The 17,213-nt window shown below is 70.6% G+C and carries 18 protein-coding genes; 11 read left to right on the forward strand and 7 right to left on the reverse strand.

Features of this window, described 5'->3' with window-relative positions:
• Positions 1 to 46: 46 nt before the first annotated feature.
• Positions 47 to 625 carry a TetR/AcrR family transcriptional regulator gene (locus tag BXA11_RS16145; RefSeq protein WP_076435325.1) on the forward strand — a complete coding sequence of 193 codons (579 nt, stop codon included), beginning with the start codon at positions 47 to 49 and terminating at the stop codon, positions 623 to 625.
• Here BXA11_RS16145 and BXA11_RS16150 read toward each other — a convergent pair.
• On the reverse strand, positions 622 to 993 hold the full coding sequence (locus BXA11_RS16150; RefSeq protein ID WP_076435327.1) for a DUF5997 family protein: 372 nt from the start codon (positions 991 to 993) through the stop codon (positions 622 to 624). The genes BXA11_RS16145 and BXA11_RS16150 overlap by 4 nt on opposite strands.
• A gap of 56 nt (positions 994 to 1,049) precedes the next feature.
• Here BXA11_RS16150 and BXA11_RS16155 point away from each other — a divergent pair, with 56 nt between their 5' ends.
• Entirely contained in the window at positions 1,050 to 1,778 is a 729-nt protein-coding gene (locus BXA11_RS16155) for a LysR family substrate-binding domain-containing protein (protein ID WP_083744286.1), read from the forward strand.
• 87 nt (positions 1,779 to 1,865) lie between these two features.
• On the opposite strand, the gene BXA11_RS16160 is transcribed toward BXA11_RS16155, so the two are convergent.
• Entirely contained in the window at positions 1,866 to 2,552 is a 687-nt protein-coding gene (locus tag BXA11_RS16160; RefSeq protein WP_083744287.1) for a siderophore-interacting protein, read from the reverse strand.
• Positions 2,549 to 3,301 (reverse strand): MBL fold metallo-hydrolase, encoded by a 753-nt coding sequence (locus tag BXA11_RS16165; protein WP_030506921.1) that lies wholly within the window; start codon positions 3,299 to 3,301, stop codon positions 2,549 to 2,551. Before BXA11_RS16165 ends, BXA11_RS16160 begins: the two co-directional genes overlap by 4 nt.
• Before the next feature lie 28 nt (positions 3,302 to 3,329).
• On the opposite strand from BXA11_RS16165, the gene BXA11_RS16170 reads away from it, so the two are divergent.
• Complete coding sequence (locus BXA11_RS16170; protein WP_076435331.1) at positions 3,330 to 3,752, forward strand: MerR family transcriptional regulator; 423 nt, start codon at positions 3,330 to 3,332, stop codon at positions 3,750 to 3,752.
• On the forward strand, positions 3,749 to 5,119 hold the full coding sequence (locus BXA11_RS16175; protein ID WP_143734313.1) for a hypothetical protein: 1,371 nt from the start codon (positions 3,749 to 3,751) through the stop codon (positions 5,117 to 5,119). Before BXA11_RS16170 ends, BXA11_RS16175 begins: the two co-directional genes overlap by 4 nt.
• A gap of 87 nt (positions 5,120 to 5,206) precedes the next feature.
• Here the strand turns inward: BXA11_RS16175 and BXA11_RS16180 are convergent, their stop codons facing one another.
• Positions 5,207 to 6,571, reverse strand: a complete 1,365-nt coding sequence (locus BXA11_RS16180) for a CE1 family esterase (protein WP_239104849.1) — start codon at positions 6,569 to 6,571, stop codon at positions 5,207 to 5,209.
• 690 nt (positions 6,572 to 7,261) lie between these two features.
• The gene (locus tag BXA11_RS16185; RefSeq protein ID WP_076435338.1) at positions 7,262 to 8,323 is read right to left on the reverse strand and encodes a LacI family DNA-binding transcriptional regulator; all 1,062 of its coding nucleotides are present in this window, start codon (positions 8,321 to 8,323) and stop codon (positions 7,262 to 7,264) included.
• Positions 8,324 to 8,465: 142 nt separating this feature from the next.
• On the opposite strand from BXA11_RS16185, the gene BXA11_RS16190 reads away from it, so the two are divergent.
• The 6 genes from BXA11_RS16190 to BXA11_RS16215 all read left to right on the forward strand — a co-directional run bounded on the left by BXA11_RS16190 (position 8,466) and on the right by BXA11_RS16215 (position 14,882).
• Positions 8,466 to 9,821 carry an ABC transporter substrate-binding protein gene (locus tag BXA11_RS16190; protein ID WP_076435341.1) on the forward strand — a complete coding sequence of 452 codons (1,356 nt, stop codon included), beginning with the start codon at positions 8,466 to 8,468 and terminating at the stop codon, positions 9,819 to 9,821.
• 68 nt (positions 9,822 to 9,889) lie between these two features.
• Positions 9,890 to 10,798 (forward strand): carbohydrate ABC transporter permease, encoded by a 909-nt coding sequence (locus BXA11_RS16195; RefSeq protein ID WP_076435345.1) that lies wholly within the window; start codon positions 9,890 to 9,892, stop codon positions 10,796 to 10,798.
• The gene (locus tag BXA11_RS16200) at positions 10,795 to 11,619 is read left to right on the forward strand and encodes a carbohydrate ABC transporter permease (RefSeq protein WP_076435347.1); all 825 of its coding nucleotides are present in this window, start codon (positions 10,795 to 10,797) and stop codon (positions 11,617 to 11,619) included. The genes BXA11_RS16195 and BXA11_RS16200 overlap by 4 nt, the downstream gene beginning before the upstream one ends.
• A 5-nt stretch (positions 11,620 to 11,624) precedes the next feature.
• Positions 11,625 to 12,542 carry an ROK family protein gene (locus BXA11_RS16205; protein ID WP_083744289.1) on the forward strand — a complete coding sequence of 306 codons (918 nt, stop codon included), beginning with the start codon at positions 11,625 to 11,627 and terminating at the stop codon, positions 12,540 to 12,542.
• A 160-nt stretch (positions 12,543 to 12,702) separates the two neighbouring features.
• A complete protein-coding gene (locus BXA11_RS16210; RefSeq protein WP_076435352.1) occupies positions 12,703 to 13,863 on the forward strand; it encodes a glycoside hydrolase family 68 protein in 1,161 nt (386 codons plus the stop codon).
• A gap of 2 nt (positions 13,864 to 13,865) precedes the next feature.
• Complete coding sequence (locus BXA11_RS16215; RefSeq protein ID WP_076435354.1) at positions 13,866 to 14,882, forward strand: alpha/beta hydrolase; 1,017 nt, start codon at positions 13,866 to 13,868, stop codon at positions 14,880 to 14,882.
• Positions 14,883 to 14,909: 27 nt separating this feature from the next.
• Here BXA11_RS16215 and BXA11_RS16220 read toward each other — a convergent pair whose 3' ends face one another.
• The gene (locus BXA11_RS16220; RefSeq protein WP_076435356.1) at positions 14,910 to 15,308 is read right to left on the reverse strand and encodes a VOC family protein; all 399 of its coding nucleotides are present in this window, start codon (positions 15,306 to 15,308) and stop codon (positions 14,910 to 14,912) included.
• Positions 15,309 to 15,402: 94 nt separating this feature from the next.
• Here BXA11_RS16220 and BXA11_RS16225 point away from each other — a divergent pair, with 94 nt between their 5' ends.
• On the forward strand, positions 15,403 to 16,398 hold the full coding sequence (locus tag BXA11_RS16225; RefSeq protein ID WP_076435358.1) for a helix-turn-helix transcriptional regulator: 996 nt from the start codon (positions 15,403 to 15,405) through the stop codon (positions 16,396 to 16,398).
• Between the two features lie 7 nt (positions 16,399 to 16,405).
• On the opposite strand, the gene BXA11_RS16230 is transcribed toward BXA11_RS16225, so the two are convergent.
• The gene (locus BXA11_RS16230; RefSeq protein ID WP_076435360.1) at positions 16,406 to 17,197 is read right to left on the reverse strand and encodes an alpha/beta fold hydrolase; all 792 of its coding nucleotides are present in this window, start codon (positions 17,195 to 17,197) and stop codon (positions 16,406 to 16,408) included.
• Between the last annotated feature and the right edge of the window lie 16 nt (positions 17,198 to 17,213).

The following is a 17,213-nucleotide window of genomic DNA, read 5'->3' on the forward strand; positions in this document are numbered from 1 at the left end:
GAATATGGCACGGCTTCCAGGCAACGTCAATTAGAGTGGAGTGACCATGACCGCTCCCGTACGCTCGTTGCGCGCCGACGCCCGGCGCAACCGCGAGGCCGTCCTCGATGCGGCCGCCGAACTGTTCGCCCGGCGAGGCGACGCCGTGCAGATGGACGAGATCGCCGAGCGTGCCGGCCTGGGAGTCGGCACCCTCTACCGGCACTTCGCCGACAAGCGAGCGCTACTCGCGGCGATCATCGGCCGCCGGTTCGAGGCGATAACCGGCCTCGCCCGCGCCGCCGACGAGGCCGAGGATCCGTGGGTGGCGTTCGAGACGCTGCTGTACGGCTATCTGGAGTCCGCGGAGGCCGACGCCGCGTTCCGCTTCGCGCTCCTCGGCCCGGAAGAGCCGAGCTGGAACGACATCGCCGCCGAGAAGACGGATTTCTCCGCGATCACCGAACGCATCGTGCGGCGCGCCGTCGACGCCGGCCGCCTCCGCGCGGACTTCCGCGCCGATGACTTCGTGCTCATCACCCGCGGTGCCATGGCCAACATGACCGGTGCCGGTGCCTGGCGCAGGCACGTCATGCTTGTGCTGGAGGGCATCCGCGGCTCCGGCGCGGCCGCCGGAGACGTCTAGCGCTGCTTGAGACGGAGTGCTTCTTTGCGGACCTCGGCCTGGACGGACCGCTCGTGCTCCAGCCACGGCGGGTTCTCCGCCTTCAGCGCCTCGATCTCGGCCGTGGTGAGCGGTCCGGTGATTCCGCCTCTGATAAGGCCGGAGATGGAGATCCTCAGCTTCGCGGCGATGACCTGCTTGGGGTGCGGGCCGTTGCGGCGCAGGTCGAGGAGCCAGGCGGGCGGCTTCGACTGCAACTCGTTCAGCTCGTCCCTGGAGACGACCCCCGCCTGGAACTCGGCGGGTGTGGCCGAGAGGAGGACACCCAGCTTCTTGGCCGCGGTCGCGGGCTTCATCGTCTGGATGGTCTTCGGCTTGGACGAGCTCATAAACGTCAAGAGTAGTCAGTCGGAGCGGGTTCCCATGACATCGGTAGCCTGAGGAAGTGACTGATGGAGAGACCGGCAGGGTGTTCCGGCTGGCTTACGTGCCCGGGGTGACACCCGCGAAGTGGGTCAAGATCTGGACCGAGAGGACGCCCGACGTGCCGGTCGCCCTGGTCGCGGTTGCCGCCGGCGAGGTGGTGGGGCTCCTCCGGAACGGCGGCGCCGACGCCGGATTCGCCAGGCTGCCGATCGACCGAGACGGGCTCAGCGTGATTCCTCTCTACGTGGAGACCACGGTGGTCGTGGTGCCCAAGGACCACGCGGTGGCCGCCGCCTACGAGGTGACCGTCGCCGACCTCGCCGACGACGAGGTGTTCCACGCTCTGGACGACACGATCGAGTGGCAGGTTCGGCCCGGGCAGCGCGCGTTCACCCGTCCGGCCACGACGGAGGAGGCGGTCCAGCTGGTGGCGGCCGGCGCCGGGCTTCTCCTGGTCCCGCAGTCGCTGGCACGCCTTTACCACCGGAGGGATCTCACGTACCGGCCGGTGCTCGACGCGCCGCAGTCTCAGATCGCGCTGACCTGGCCCACGGACGCGACCACCGACCTGGTCGAAGATTTCATCGGCATCGTCCGCGGCCGGACGGTGAACAGCTCGCGGGGCCGGACCCCTGCCTCGCCCGCGGAGAAACCAGCACCCCGGCAGGCCCAGAAACCCGCGCAGAACGGCTCCGGTCGCCGGGGCGTGCCGGCCGGCCGCAAGAGGAAGGGCTATCGGTCGCGGTGACCTCCGACCCCGAACCTTCGCCTGACCGCCGGCGGGCGTGACAGGTACGAGACCGCCCTCGTCGAAGGGCGGGCTTCGATGAAGCGGTCAGTCCATGCCGCGCCGCCCGGGGGTCCAGAACGGTTTCACGACGACGGATCCGCGAGGCCAGCCGCGTTCTCGGACGAGGTGGAGACGTACGGCTTGGCACGCGCGGGCCTCTCCGGCGAGATAGGCGACCCCCGGCGTGTGGGGGAGCTCCAGGGAGCGGGTCACGTCGGCGAGGTCGGCCGGGCGGCACCTCCACGTCAGGCGATCCGCATGGTCCAGTGGGAGACGGTCGCCGGGGTCCCCGACCGAGATCGCGCCGTGCACGATCGCGGACGAGGGCAACGCGCGCAGCATCGCTCCGAAGGCCGCGGTCGCGGTCTCGTCGCCGACGAACAGGTGGTAGCGCGCATCCTCACGGAGGACGAGCCTGCCTTCCGGCGAAGTGAGAGCCGCCGGGTCGCCGACGCGTACCCGCCGCGCCCACTGCGCTCCGGGCCCGGCGGACGGATGGTCGAGTACGCACAGATCGAGGTGACCGGCGGGGGAGTAGTCCCAGATGGAGTAGGTGCGGCGGAGCCCGCGTAACCACGAGCGGGGCGAGCGGGGGTCGCCGACCCGCAGCCGGGTGTGCATGCCCGGCAGCCAGGTCAGGTCGCACAGGTCCGGGCCGGTGATCCGGATGCGGCGCATGCGTTCGGCGATCTGCTCGATCTCCGAAACCGTTCCGTGAAGGAACCCGATCATGGTGTCAACTCCCAGCGCTCGCCCGTGGGCAGGTTTATCACCGTCAGATCCGGTCCGGCCAGGGCGATCGCGTCCGAGGCGGTGCCCGTGGTGCGGAACAGCGCCGAGAGCGGATCGTGCCCGTGGGCGTCGTGCACCGGGACCAGGACCTTCGCACCGAGTGCGGACGCCCCGGCCACGGCCTGGGCGGGACCCATCACCAAAGGCGGTCCGAGCGGCGGCCGCAGGCCGTTCACCGGCAGCAGGGCCAGATCCGCAGGCGGGTGCTCGGCGCGGTAGCGCTCCAGCAGCGCCACGTCGGCGATCTCCCCGCCGAAGAACAACCGGGAGTTCGCCGTGCTGAACGCGTAGGCGTTGTTGGGCCACACGAGGGTCCGGCCGGCAGGCACGACCCGCATGGACAGGCCGGGCGCGATCTCGTACGTCTCCCCCCAGCGCACCCGCTCTGCGCGCCGGAAGCCCAGCGCCCTCGCCCGGCGGGCCATGCCCGCGGTGGGCACGTACAGCGGTGTGGAATCCTTGCCGGGCAACGCGCGCAGCCCGCGCAGGTCCCAGTGGTTGGTGGCCAGATTGGTGACGACGATCGCGGAGAGTGGGGGCAACTCGGCGACCCGCAGCCCGAGTGGCTCGCCCCGGCGCAGGAACCATCGTTCGGTGAACCACGGGTCGGTGAGCACGGCGTGGTCGTCCAGTTCGAGCAGCACGCAGGAGTTGACCACGCGGGTAACGGCGATTGCTTGCTTGAGCATGCGGCCAACGGTGCCGGTTAATGTTCACATGAAGTCAAGTGAGGAGCTGACCATCGGTGAGCTGGCGGACCGGTTCGGCCTGGCCACGCATGTGCTGCGGCACTGGGAGAGCGTGGGGCTGATCGAACCCGCTCGGCGTGCCGGCGGCCGGCGCCGCTACGGACAGGACGCGCTGGTGAGAGTGGCGCTGATTCTGATGGGGAAGGAGGCCGGGCTCGGGCTGCGCGAGCTGAGCGCCGTGCTGTCGGCTCCCGATCCGATGGACCACCGGGACCTGTTGCGCCGCCACGTCGCCGCACTGGAACAGCGCATCGCGCGGGCGCGCGCGGCCAAGGACCTGATCGAGCACGCCCTCGCCTGCCCGCACAGGTTGGCGGACTGCCCGCACGCCCGCGAGCAGATCGCGGCGCGTATCCCGCCCGGCTCGACGGACGAGAGACTCCGGGCATGAGAGCGGTGAGTCGGGCATTGGCCGTGCTGATGGTGGCCGTCGCCGGTTGCGCGTTCAATCCCGATGCGACCCCCGCCGATCGCGCGTCCACGCCTGACGCCACCGGCAGGCGTACGCCCGCACCAGGCCGCGCCGCCGATGCGAAGCCGATGGCCGTGATCTCGCCGCGCCCGACCGGCGCTACGGAGCTTCAGCCGTTGCCGGCCCGGCCCGCGAGGTGCGCGCTGCCGCCGGAGGGCCGCGACGACCTGCGTGCGTCCGATGTCGCGACGGCGTGGCGGACGCTCTGGGTCGACCGCGCCCGCGGATCCATCGACCTGCTCGCCGTGGCCGCCGACGGCGCGCTCTGGGCCACCTTCTGGACAGAAAGGCAGCGCGGGACCTCCCTGGAAACCAGGGACGGCGGGGTGCGTCGTCGGGACGGCGGGGCATGGCGGACGTTCGAGATTCCTCCCCTACCCGATCGTGGCGCGCCGTCGGTCGTCGCGCTCGCCGCAGCCTCAGCGGACAAGGCCTGGGCGATCGGCAACTCCAGTGGCAGGAAGGGCGGGGACACGATCGGTTTCATCGGCACCTACGAGAGGGGCCGGTGGCGTTCGGAGGCACTCGCGAAGCCGGCGGCCGACACGATCGGGTGGGGCTTTACCGCCGCGCAATCCGCTGGAACGGACCGTGCGTGGACCGTGAACGGGCGGGTGGGGCTGCTGTGGACGGGGCGGGAATGGCAGCACTATCGCCTACCCGCCGAGGCGGGGGCGCTCAGCTCGCAGGACGAGCAGGTCTGGGCCGTGACCGGGGGGCGCGGCGGGCAGCCGGCGGCGATGCGCTGGGAGCAGGTGGGCAGGGAGCAGGTGGGCTGGCGCCTGATCGGGGTGCCCGTCCTGGAAACGCCGGACCACGAAGTGTCGGGCAGCGTGCTCCGGGATGTCGGCGTGATCGGCCCGGATGACGTGTGGGCCGTGGGCGGGGTCTCGTGGCTGATGGAGCACGAGTACGACGATGAGGGCGAGCCACTGGAAAGGGGACGCCCGGTGGCTCTGCACTGGAACGGGAGGTCGTGGACCTGCCACTGGGGTCCCCCGGGGTCGAGCGTGGGGCGTCCCGCCTGGCGGATAACGACGTTCGGCCAGGCGGAGCTCGACGGCAGGGGTGGCCTGTGGGTGCTCGGCCGTGGCGACCTGCTGTGGCATCTGTCCGAGGGGCGCTGGACTCGCCACCGCATCCCCGCGCCGGCGGGGTACGTGGCACAGGTCAACTCTCTGGCCCTGCGACCCGGCACGGGCCAGGTCTACGCGGCGGGCTCGGTGACCTCGAAGAAGGAGAACCCCTTCGCCGTCTCCCACGCCGCTCTCTGGCGTGCGGGCTAGGGAACGTCGTTTCGGGAGCGTGCCTTGTGCGGCGGTGAGGACCCGGGGGTGGGCCCGGTCGGGCTCCACCCCCGGTGATTGCCGCGATCAGGCGACGGTGCAGGGGTTTCCGTTGAGGGCGAACGCGGTGGGCTTGGCGGCGTTGCCGGTGTGGGTGGCCTGGAAGCCGATCTCAGTGGTGGATCCGGGGGCCATCGTGCCGTTGTAGCCGACGTTCCTCGCCGTGACCTGTCCGCTGCTGGGCGAGTAGGCGGCGTTCCATCCGTTGGTGATGGTCTGCCCGCTGGGGAGGGTGAAGGTCAGGGACCAGCCGTTGACGGTGGAGGACCCGGTGTTGGTGATGGCGATCTGCTCGGTCAGGCCGTTGTTCCACGCGTTCACGGTGGCGCTGACCCGGCAGGCGCCCGATCCGCCGCTGGGCGACGGGGACGGGGACGCGGAAGGCGACGCGGAAGGCGACGCAGACGGGGACGCGGACGGGGACGAGGACGGCGAAGCGGAGGGAGACGGGGACGGAGACGGACCGGACTGGAACTGGGTGAAGAACTTCCACACCTCTGCCGACGTCCAGGTCCTGGCGCCGCTCGTGGAGGTGGACCCGTCGTTGGGGGAGGGGGTGTGATCCCCGTCGAACGCCGCCCATACGACCGGATAGCCGGCCCGGCACCCCGAGTAGGCGGTGATGATGTGCGTCAGGCTGCCCTGCGAGGGCTCTCTGGGGCTCATGGGAGTGCAGCCGTTGTTGGAGACGAACCGGTCACGCAGTTGCCGGCCGTTGGAGATGTTGAGCACCGAGTCGTGGATGCCGTGGATTCCCATGTACGCGACCGGCTGGGTGCCGCCGTTGCACCCGCTGAGCTGCGCGCCGGAGTAGACCGCGACCGCACGGAAGATCGTCGGCCGGGCGCACGCGACCGCGAAGCTCATCGCGCCGCCGTAGCTCCACCCCATGGCGAAGCGCTGCGTCGTGTCGACACACAGATCGTTCTCGACGAGCCGCAGCACGTCGTCGGTGAAGGTCAGGTCTTCACCGTTGGAATTGCCCCAGCCGTTGTTGATGCCCTGGGGCGCGATGAAGATCGTGCTGTTGTTCGACAGCTGCTTGAGCCCGTAGTAGGCCCAGACGGACCCGTCCGACCCGCCCGAGTCGACGATCTGCGCCGTGCCGTTCAGCCAGTGGTACGCGATGATCAACCGGTAGGGGCGGCTGTTGTCGTAGTTGTCGGGAATCCGCAGGATCCAGCTGCGACTCTTGCCGCTGGTCGTGATCGTCTGTGAACCGCTTCTCAGCGCCGGGGTCTTCCCGCAGCCGGAGGTCGCCGCCGCGGCGGCGCTCGCCGAGGACGGCGTGGTCGCACCGAGGCTGTCGCTCAGCGCCATGCGTCCCGTGCTCAGGACGAGAAGCGCGGCGGCCGCGACAGCGGTAAAGATGGATCTCTGTCTCAACTTCACGCAACTCCCTTTGTCGTTCGAAAGTCGACGTACGTCGATAGGGAAGCCAATGGGTTCTCGTTCTGGTGAAGTTCTGGTGGAGCGCCGGAACGCCGGCATGTGCCTGCCGGCCGGGCGGTCTCGCAGAACGGATTCGAACGCTGAATGAGCCCACCGTCAGTCGACCCCGGAGGAGCGCGGCGACCGGCCGTCGTCGGCGCGCGCGTGCTCGCCCTTTCCCCGCCGGGGAAGAGCAAGGCGAATTCAGGTTTCCGTTATCGCCGTTATCCTGCTGCCGCGTTCTCTCCTCGGCGGTTCCGACGGAGAACGCAGCGGAATCGTGGAATCCGGCTTGTGGCCTGGCGAATGCCAGATGAAGGCGGATTGCGCCGGAATCTGGCGACCCCGATCAGCTTCGCCTGGCGTCGAGCCGACAAATTGTTAGCGATAACAGAGACGGGGGCGGGCGCGTGCTCCTCTCTGCCGGGCGACTGGAAGTGGTGGTGAAGCGGAGCAAATATGAAGTCAGGATGCATGTCAAGGATCTTGCTTCCCGGCCGAGATCCCCTCGCCCGCGGCCGTCCATTCCCTGAGTTTTGACCAGGGAAGAGGTCGCGGCCGCCGCCGACGCCGCGATGAAAATTTCATCGCCCGCGGCTCTGCGTTTCCGGCGGCGAGGCCGCCCTTTTCACCGCCGGCCGGAGCGTCCGGTCAGGCGGCCGGCGACGCGACCGACTCGCGGGGGCGGATGGGCATCGGCACGCGATGCACCTCGCCCTCCCCGCCGTCGTCCTCGCGGTCACGGCCGATCTCCGTGAACAGCACGTCGACGGCCTTGCGGCCGAGTTCGTAGTGCGGGAGGGCCACCGTGGTCAGCTGGGGGCGCATCCACGAGGCGATCGGGTGGTCGTCGAAGGACACGACCGAGACGTCGGCGGGCACCTCGAGCCCGAAGTCGTCGAGCGCCTGATAGGCGCCGAGGGCGACCCGGTCGTTGAAGCAGATCAACGCCTTCGGGCGCTCCTTCTTCAGCAGTTCCCGGGTTACGGCGAGGCCGTACTCCGGCTGCCAGTCGGGGCAGACGTGGCCGCCGGCCGGCTTTACCCCCGCCTCGGCGAGCACCTCGCGGATGCCGATGAGCCGTTCGACGGCTGCGACGCTTCCCCCCGCGGGGACGTTGCGCCGTCCCGGGCCTGCGCCGATCAGGTGGATGCCCTCGCGGTGGCCGGCGTCGAGCAGAGCCCTCGCGGCGACGCGTCCGGCCTCGATCTCGTCGGGGATGACCGAGGGCAACGGAGACGGCTGTTTGGGCAGTGCGTTGAGCAGGACGGCGGGGGCGGTCGCCATGCCCTTCGGCACCTTGATGGTTCTCGTGTACATCGAGGCCAGGATGATGCCGTCCACCTGACGGTCGTGCATGGCCTGCAGCAGGAGCCGTTCGAGCTCGGCGTCGCCCTCCGTCTCACCGATGAACAGCATGAAGCCGCGCTCCCGGGCGGCCTCGAGGGCTCCCTTGATCATGTCGCCGGCGAGCCGCGTCGTGGCAACCGTGTCCGAAATAAAGCCGATAGTCCGAGTTGTCCCAGTTCGCAGGCCTACGGATACGATGTTTGGCCGATACTGCAACTCGGCCGCGGCCTTCAGGACACGCTGCTCGACGTCCTGGGAGATGCGCAGCTCCCGGCCGCGTCCTGACAGCACGAGCGACGCGGTGGTCGGCGAGACGCCCGCGATCTTGGCGACGTCCGCCAGAGTGACCCGTCGTGGGCTCACCGAGCGACCTCCTGCGATGTGGGGGTTGACACTCCGCGACTCGTGTGATGAGACTATCGCACTGCTAATCCGATTTAGCAAACCTGAGTCCTGGGGCGTCCGGTGTACGCCGGCGAGTCCCCTAGCAATCAAGGAGACGCAGATGTCGCGTCGAACTCGCTGGAACGGGGCCGCGCTCGCGGTCGTGATGGGAGGGGCGCTGGCGGCCGGCTGCGGCGCGCCCGGCGGCGACGCCCCTCAGCCGGAGGCCACGAGCGCGTCCCTGGCGGCCGCGCCGACCTGCGGCACGGCGCCGGTCACGCTCAACGCCTACATCGAGACCGGCTTCCCCCTGCCGAAAGAGCTCAGCACCGAGTTCTCCAAGCAGTATCCGAACGTGAAGTGGAACATCCGCGAGGACCAGTTCGCGGTGATCACCCAGAACGCGCCGCGCGTCCTCGCCGACGACCCGCCGGACCTGATGCGGCTCCCGCAGGTGTCTGAGCTGGTGAAGAACAACCTGCTGAAGAACCTCGACGGCTACGCGAAGGCGTTCGGCTGGGACGCCTGGCCCGCCTCGCAGCTGGAGCAGATGCGCCTGGCCCCCGGCGGGAAGACCCGCGGCGAGGGATCGCTGTACGCCATGGGGCTGAACTTCAGCATGACCGGTGTGTTCTACAACAAGAAGCTCGCGGACAAGATCGGCATGTCGTCCCCGCCGACCACCCTGGCCGAACTGGACGACGCCCTCGCGAAGGCCAAGAGCGCGGGCATCACCCCGATCGCCCAGTTCAACGGCGGGGCCACCGGCGGACTCGCCTTCCCGCTGCAGGACCTGATGGCCTCGTACGGTCCCTCGGGGCCGATCAACGACTGGATCTACCAGAAGCCGGGCGCCACGATCGACACCCCCTCCAACGTGCAGGCGACGCAGCACCTGGAGAAGTGGATCAAGGCCGGGTACTTCTGGAAGGACGTCAACGCCGTCGACTACGCGACGATGATGAGCCGCTTCATCAAGGGCGACGGACTGTTCTCGTTCAACGGCGACTGGGAGTCGGGGAACCTCGACAAGCAGATGGCGGGCAACGTGGGCTTCTTCCTGATGCCGCCGGCGCAGCAGGGCGGCAAGCAGGCCGCCATGTCGGCGCCCCTCACCTACGGGATCAGCTCCAGGGCGAAGAACGCCGACTGTGCGGCGTTCTTCCTCAACTGGGTGGCGACCGACCCGAAGGCGCGGGAGATCGGCGTGAAGGTCGGCGGGTCGCACCCGATGGGGCCGGCGGACGCCCCCATGCCGGAGGTCGCGAAGGACACGGTCACCGCGAGCACCCTGTCGGCAGGGGCGAAGATCGCCGAGGACAACGGCTCGATGGACTTCATCGCCAACGCCACCGGCGCGATCTACGCCAAGAGCTGGACGCCCCAGCTGCAGAAGCTCGTCGCCGGACAGCAGACCCCCGAGGAGCTGCTGAAGTCGGTCCAGAGCGACTACACGAGCCAGGTCGGGGGGAGCTGAGCACCGATGACACGGCCGACTCCCGACAGCGCGGTGATCCCCCCGCGACCAGCCCCGGGGCGGCAGCCGTGACGAGGAAGAAGGGGAGCCCCGCCCGCGCGGCGGGGCTCCGCACGCCGAGTTGGGTCGCCTGGCTGTTCGTCGCTCCGGCGCTCATCGTCTACGCGGTCTTCGTACTACGGCCGATCGTCCTCACCATTCAGTACTCGCTGTACCGCTGGGACGGCATCGGCCCGTCCACCTGGGCCGGGCTGGGCAACTACGCCAAGGTGTTCACCGACCCCGACCTGTTCGCCTCGATCCTCAACGCGATCAAGCTGATCCTCTTCTTCAGCGTGATCCCGGTCCTGCTGGGCCTGGCGATCGCCTCGACGATCCGCCGCATCGCCGCGAGCCGGCTCGCGCTGGTGGCGCGGACGGTCCTGTTCCTGCCGCAGGTCATCCCGCTCGTCGCCGCCGGCATCGCCTGGAGCTGGCTGTTGTCGTCGACCGGACTGGTCAACCAGCTGCTCAGGTTGGCCGGGCTCGGCGGGGTGGCACGCGCATGGCTGGGCGACTTCTCCACGGCCCTGCCGGCGGTCGGCGTGATCGGGGCGTGGGTGCTGCTCGGCCTGTGCACGATCCTCCTCCTGTCCGGCCTGAGCAAGATCGACCCGGCGCTGTACGAGGCGGCCCGGATGGACGGAGCGGGACCGCTGCGCGAGTTCGTCTCGATCACCGTGCCCAGCCTGCGGCAGGAGATCGGCGTCTGCGTCACGGTGACCGTGATCGCCGCGCTGGCGAGCTTCGACATCGTCTACGTCTCCACGCAGGGCGGTCCGGGCAACGCGACCATGGTCCCCGGGCTGGAGATCTACTATCTGGCCTTCTCGGAGCGGCAGGTGGGCATGGCGTCCGCGTTGGCCGTCGTGCTCATGGTGCTCGTCCTCCTCGTCGCCCTTCCCATCCAGTGGCTCACCAAGGACAGGTCCTCATGATCGTCGGACGTCGGGAGACGTGGACCGCAAGGGTGCTGCTCGTCCTGCTGATGGCGGTCACGCTCATGCCGTTCATCAGCCTGTTCGTCACCGCGCTGCACCCGTCCGGCAGCTACCCGTCCGGCCTGGAGTGGCCGCGCGATCCGCAGTGGGGCAACTTCGTCAAGGCGTTCCAGGCCGCGCGGATGATCGAGCTGATCAAATCGAGCGTGCTCATCGTGCTCGGCGTGGTCCCCCTGTCGTTGCTCCTCGGGACGCTGGCGGGTTTCGCCATCGGTCACCTGCGGATGGCGGGACGGAATCTGGTGTTCCTCGTGTTCGTGCTCGGGCTGACGCTGCCGTTCGAAGGCATCATCACGCCTCTGTACTACCAGGTGCGCGACATGGGGCTGCTGAACACCCGGTGGGCCATCATCCTGCCGCTCATCGGGCTGTTCATGCCGTTCGGGGTCTTCTGGATGCGGGCGCACTTCGTCAACGTGCCCGACGCGCTGTCCGAGAGCGCACGGATGGACGGCGCGAACGTGTGGCAGCTCTTCTGGCGCATCCACGTCCCGCTGGCCATGCCGGCGCTGTCGTCCCTGGCCATCCTGCTGTTCCTGTGGACCTGGAACCAGTTCCTCCTGGCGATCGTCCTCGTCGACGACCCGCTGAAACGGACGATGTCCGGGGCCCTGGGCGCCTTCCAGGGGCAGTGGGGAACCGACATGCCGCTGCTCTGCGCGGGATCGCTGCTGATCCTGACCCCCACGCTCGTGATCTTCCTCATCTTCCAGCGCCGCTTCGTCACGGCTCTGCTCCAGGGTTCTCTGAAGGGGTGACGCACATGGACGAAGCTGCCCCGTTCTTCGGGGGGATCGAGGCGGGCGGGACGAAGTGGGTGTGCGCGGTCGCCGACGCCGAGGGAGACCTCCTCGCGACCGAGGTGATCCCCACGACCACGCCGGAGACGACGATCGGCGCCGCGATGCGGTTCTTCGAGGACCGTCAGCCGATCGCCGCGCTCGGCATCGGCACCTTCGGCCCGGTGGACGTGCGGCCGGGCTCGCCGACGTACGGCCACATCCTGGCCACGCCGAAGCCGGGCTGGGCGGACGTCGACGTCGTCTCCCCCTTCCGCGCCGCGCTGGGCGTACCCGTCGGCCTGGACACGGACGTCAACGCCGCGGCGCTGGGGGAATGGCGGCGGGGAGCGGGTGCGGGGCTCGGCACGCTCGCGTACATCACCGTGGGCACCGGCATCGGCATGGGGGCGGTGGTGAACGGCGGGCTCGTGCACGGGCTCCTGCATCCCGAGTTCGGGCACATCCGCATCCCCCACGACCTGGAGAGGGACCCGTTCGAGGGGAGCTGTCCGTTCCACGGCGACTGCCTCGAAGGGCTCGCGTCGGGTGCGGCGATGCGCCGGCGATGGGGGCGGCCCGCCGAGCACCTGGACGACCCTTCGGTGTGGGAACTCGAGGCCGAGTACGTCGCCCTCGCGGTGATGAACCTGACCTACGCGCTGTCGCCCGAGCGGATCGTCGTGGGCGGGGGCGTCGCCAAGCGCCCCGCGCTGCTTCCCGCCGTGCGGGCGCGGCTGCTCACCCTCACCGCCGGCTACCCGGGGGCGCCGGTGCCCGTCGGCCCCGCGGCCATGGAGGAGTACGTCACCGGCCCCTTCCTCGGCGACCGTTCGGGGGTGGCCGGAGCCGTGGAACTCGCACGCGCGGCAGTGGCCGCGCCGAACTCACCCCGTTTCTGATGACGCTTTCCGTGACACGCCGGGAAACAGCCCGCGCGACTGAGTTGGAGGTTCTTCGCATGGCTGCATGGGGGCGGCGAGACGGCACGCCCGGACCGGAGATCCGGTCCGGCGCGCACGAGGTGCTCGCCGGCGGGCGGCGACGTGACGGGGGGACCGCGTGAACGGCGAGCCCGCCCGCTGGACGCGGGAGCACCTCGCCGCGCTGGTTGGCGACGCGGCGACGACCGCACCGGTCATCGGCCTTCCTGCCCCGCCGCGCGTGCTGCCGCACGACGACATCTGGGATCTGTGGCCGATCCAGGAGGAGGACGGCTCGACGACTGTGGTGCGGGGCCGCGAGTTGTGGATCGCGCTCTCCGCGCCCGCCCTCGGCCACCCCGAGGAGCGTCATGACCGCGCCCGCCTCCGGCTGCTCGCCAGGGACGCCGACGGCTGGACCGACCTCGGCCACGTCTTCGCCGACGGAGCCTCGCCGGGCAGTCGCGAATGGTCGGGATCGACGGTCCGCAGACCGGACGGCACGCTGTCGGTGTTCTACACGGCCGCGGGCCGGCGAGGGGAGGCCCGCCCGACGTTCGCCCAGACGGTCGTCGAGGCCCGCGGCCGGCTGGTGACCGATGACGGCCGGATCCTGCTGGACCAGGCCGCCGAGCACCGGGAGATCCTCCGTTCGGACGGCGTGACGTACCTGCCGGCCGACGAGGTCGAGGGAGGACCCGGGCGGATCAAGGCCTTCCGCGATCCGGGATGGTTCCGCGACCCCGCCGACGGGCGCGAGTATCTGCTCGTCGCCGCGTCCGTCGCGGCGTCCGCCGACGCGGACCACGCCTTCATGGGCGCGGTGGCCCTCGCCGCCGCGACACCGGGCGGCTGGTCGCTGCGGCCGCCGCTCCTCGTGGCCGACGGAGTCAACCACGAGATCGAACGGCCGCACGTCGTGGTGCACGGGTCGTCGTACTACCTCTTCTTCTGCACGCATCGTCACTCGTTCCACCCGCCGGGAAGCGCGCCCACCGGGCTCTACGGCTTCGTCGCCCCCAGCCTCACCGGGCCGTACACGCCGCTGAACGGCTCGGGGCTCGTGCTGGGCAACCCCGCGGAACAGCCCGACCAGGCGTACGCCTGGGTGGTCCTGCCCGACCTGAAGGTCGTGGGCTTCGTCAACTACCGCTCCACCGGAGGAACGGATCCGTGGCAGGCCGGGCCCGCCGAGGCCAGGGCCGCCTTCGGTGGGACGATCGCGCCCGTTCTCGAACTCATCCTGAACGAGGACGCCACCTCTGTGGTCGTTCCCGTGCCCACGGGAGCAGGGCGTTGAGCATGTCGCGCGGTGCGGCGGCGGGAGTGCTCGCGGCGGCCGCCGCCTCGGTGGCGGTCTCCGCGGCGCGTCGTCACCATTCACTGTCCGCCGTCGCGCCGGAGCTGAGGGCACCCGCGCTGTGGCTGCCGCGCCCGATCATCGGCAGGCGGAGCCTGGCCCTGGCCCGGCGGCGCTCACGCCGGGCGTCGGACCCGGTCGCGGGGGTGGCGATCACGCGGCACGACGTCCCCGGCGGACGGGACGCCTTCGTGTACGAGCCGCCCGGTCACCGGCGCCCCGGCGGGGCGCTGCTGTGGATCCACGGGGGCGGCACGATCCTCGGCCACCCCGAGAGCGACCACGAACTGTGCAGCCGCATCGCCCGCGACCTGCGGATCGTGGTGGTGAGCCCACGCTATCGGCTCGCTCCGGAGCACCCCTTCCCCGCCGGGTTCGACGACTGCTTCGCCGCGTTGCGCTGGCTGCACGACGCCGCCCCCGCACTCGGCGGGGAAGGCACGCGTGTCGCGGTGGGCGGAGCGAGCGCCGGCGGCGGGCTGGCGGCCTCGGTCGTGCAGAAGGCGCACGACCACGGGCTGCCGGTGGCGTTCCAGATGCTCCTCTATCCCATGCTGGACGACCGTACGGCCCTGGTGCGCGACCATCGGGGACGCGGCAGGATCGGTTGGACGCCCCGCTCCAACGCGTACGCCTGGACCTGCTATCTCGGTCACGGGCCGAGCGTCGCCGAATCCCGCCCCTACGCCGCGGCGGGCCGCCGGGAGGACCTGCGTGGGCTGCCGCCCGCGTGGATCGGCGTCGGCGACCTCGATCTTTTCTACGAGGAGAACCTGCGCTACGCCGACGGGCTCAGGGCGGCCGGCGCGCCGGTCGACCTCGTCGTCGAGCCCGGCATGTACCACGCCGCCGACTTCGACCACCACGCGACCGCGCCGTCCATGCGCGCGTTCCGCCAGGGCATGCTCGACGCTCTGGCCGCCGGGCTCGCGCTCGGCCCGGCGGCCGATCGGCCGTGAGGGAGGCCGCCCGCGCCGCCGCGGTCGTCAGCGGGCGAACTTCGCGACGGCGGCCGGGGTGACGGGGGTGAAGAAGTTGACCAGGTTGCCGTCGGGGTCGCGCAGCAGGAGCGACCGGTTGCCCCAGGGCATCGTGGTGGGCTCCTGGACGAAGTCCTCGACGTGGCCGGTCAGGCTCTGATGCACGCCGTCCACGTCGTCGACGCGGAACTCGACGATCACACTGTGGTTGTCCGCCGCCCTGGCGGCGCCGGGCGCGATGAACGGAACGGTGCGGGTGCTGCCGATCGCGAGGGTGGCGGAGGTGGTCCTGATCTCGGCGAAGTCCTCGCTGTATCGGGTAGCGCGCACTCCCGTGGCGCGCTCGTAGAAGCCCACGAGGCGCGCCACGTCGGCCGTGATGATGCGGATCGATACGAAGTCCATGGTGATCTCCCTGGTTCGTGGGGCCGTTCTCCCGCGGAACACTAGGGCGGATACCGGACAGAAACCGCCCAGTATCGTCACTAGATTGTGTGACGTGGCCCGACCTACGCATCGCGTTCTCACGCTGTTGGAGCTCCTGCAGTCGGGCGGCATCCGGACGATGGCCGAGCTCGCCGACCGGCTCGGCGTGGACGAGCGCACCGTGCGGCGGTATGTGGACCACCTGATCGACCTCGACGTCCCCGTCGAGTCGGTGCGCGGCCGCTACGGCGGATACCGCCTCGCCCCCGGATACCGCATGCCTCCGCTCATGCTGAGCGACGACGAGGCGCTCGCCGTGCTGCTCGGCCTGGTCGCCGGTCGCCGGGCGGGGTTGACGACGGCGGCGGGCACGGCGAGCGAGACGGCGACGGCCAAGATCCGGCGGGTCCTGCCCGAGCGGCTCGCCCGCAGGCTCGACACCGTGCTCGAATCCCTCGCGTTCACGGCTCCGCCCGGCGAGTTCGCCGTCCCCGAGACCGCGGTCCTGCTCACCGTCGCCGACGCGGTGCGCCATCGCCGGCCGATCTCGATCAGGTACACCGCCGCCGACGGGCGGCGCAGCGAGCGCACGCTGCATCCGTACGGGCTCGTCGCCCATTCGGGCCGGTGGTACGTCACGGGCGCGGATCCGGAGATCGGCGAGGATCGGACCTTCCGGCTGGATCGCATCGCGGACGCGAGGGCGCTGCCCGGTTCGTTCGAGCCGCCCGCCGGGCTCGACCCGGCGCAGCACGTCCTGACCGGATTCGCCACGGCTCGATATCGGCACGAAGTCGTCCTGCGGATCCAGGGGACGGCCGAGCAGATCCGTGTCCGGCTTCCCGCCGGCGTCGCGACCGTGGAGGAGTGCCCGTCGGAGGAGGGCATGGATCCCGGCGACGAGGGCTGGCTCCGCGTCGAGGTGCGAGCGGAGCGGCTCGACTGGCTGCCCGCGGTGCTCGCGTCGCTCGACCGGCCGTTCGTCATCGAGCGACCGGACGAGCTACGCGACCTCGTCGCCGCGCTCGCGGACCGGCTCGCGGCCTCCGCCCGCAGGACCGCCGGATGACGGTGGGCTATGCCGTGGTCGCCGGGGAACCGGTCGCGGCCGCGTGCAGAAAACGGTCGATCGCGGCGAAGGTGGCCGCCGGCTGTTCGATGTGCGGGAGGTGACCGGCCTCGGGGATCACCTCCAGCCGGCCGTTCCGGAAGGCGTCGGCGTAGGCGGCGCCGTAGGCGGGCGTGACGATCCGGTCGCTTTCCCCCCACAGCAGGAGAGCGGGCACGTCGAGGTGTCGCAGCCGGCGGAGCAGCTTGGGATCGTGCATGTAGGGGTCGCCCGCCAGCGTGCGCATGGTGGCCATGTCGGCTGCCCGGCGCGCGAGTTGGTCGGCGGGGACGCCGGCCGGGTCGACGTAGAAGCGCTGCGAGTCGTGCCAGGCGTATTCGGCGACGCCGCGGGCGTCCAGGGAGAAGAAGTCGCGGATCGGCTCGCCGGGCACGTCCACGCCGACGGCGTCGATCAGCACCAGCCCGGTGATGACGCCCGCCGTGTCGCGTACGGCCATCTCGGCGGCGGTCCAGCCGCCGAGGGAGGAGCCGACGACGAGGACGTCGCGCAGTCCCAGGCGATGCAGACAGTGCAGGTAGGTCAGGGCGAGGTCGTCCATGCCGGTGAGCCACGAGGGGCGGTGGGCGCCGTCCCAGCCGGGGTGCACGGGCGTGACGGTGTGTGTCGTCCGGGAGAGGTGCCCGGCGAGCCCGGCGACCGTGGCGGGGCCGCCGCCGTGCAGGATCAGGGCCGGTCTGCCGGTTCCGGCCTCCGACACGTGGAGGGACAGATCGTCATAGAGCGGGATGGTGTCCATAGCCGCAGCATAACTA

Source organism: Microbispora rosea (assembly GCF_900156315.1).
Classification (GTDB): Bacteria; Actinomycetota; Actinomycetes; order Streptosporangiales; family Streptosporangiaceae; genus Microbispora; species Microbispora rosea.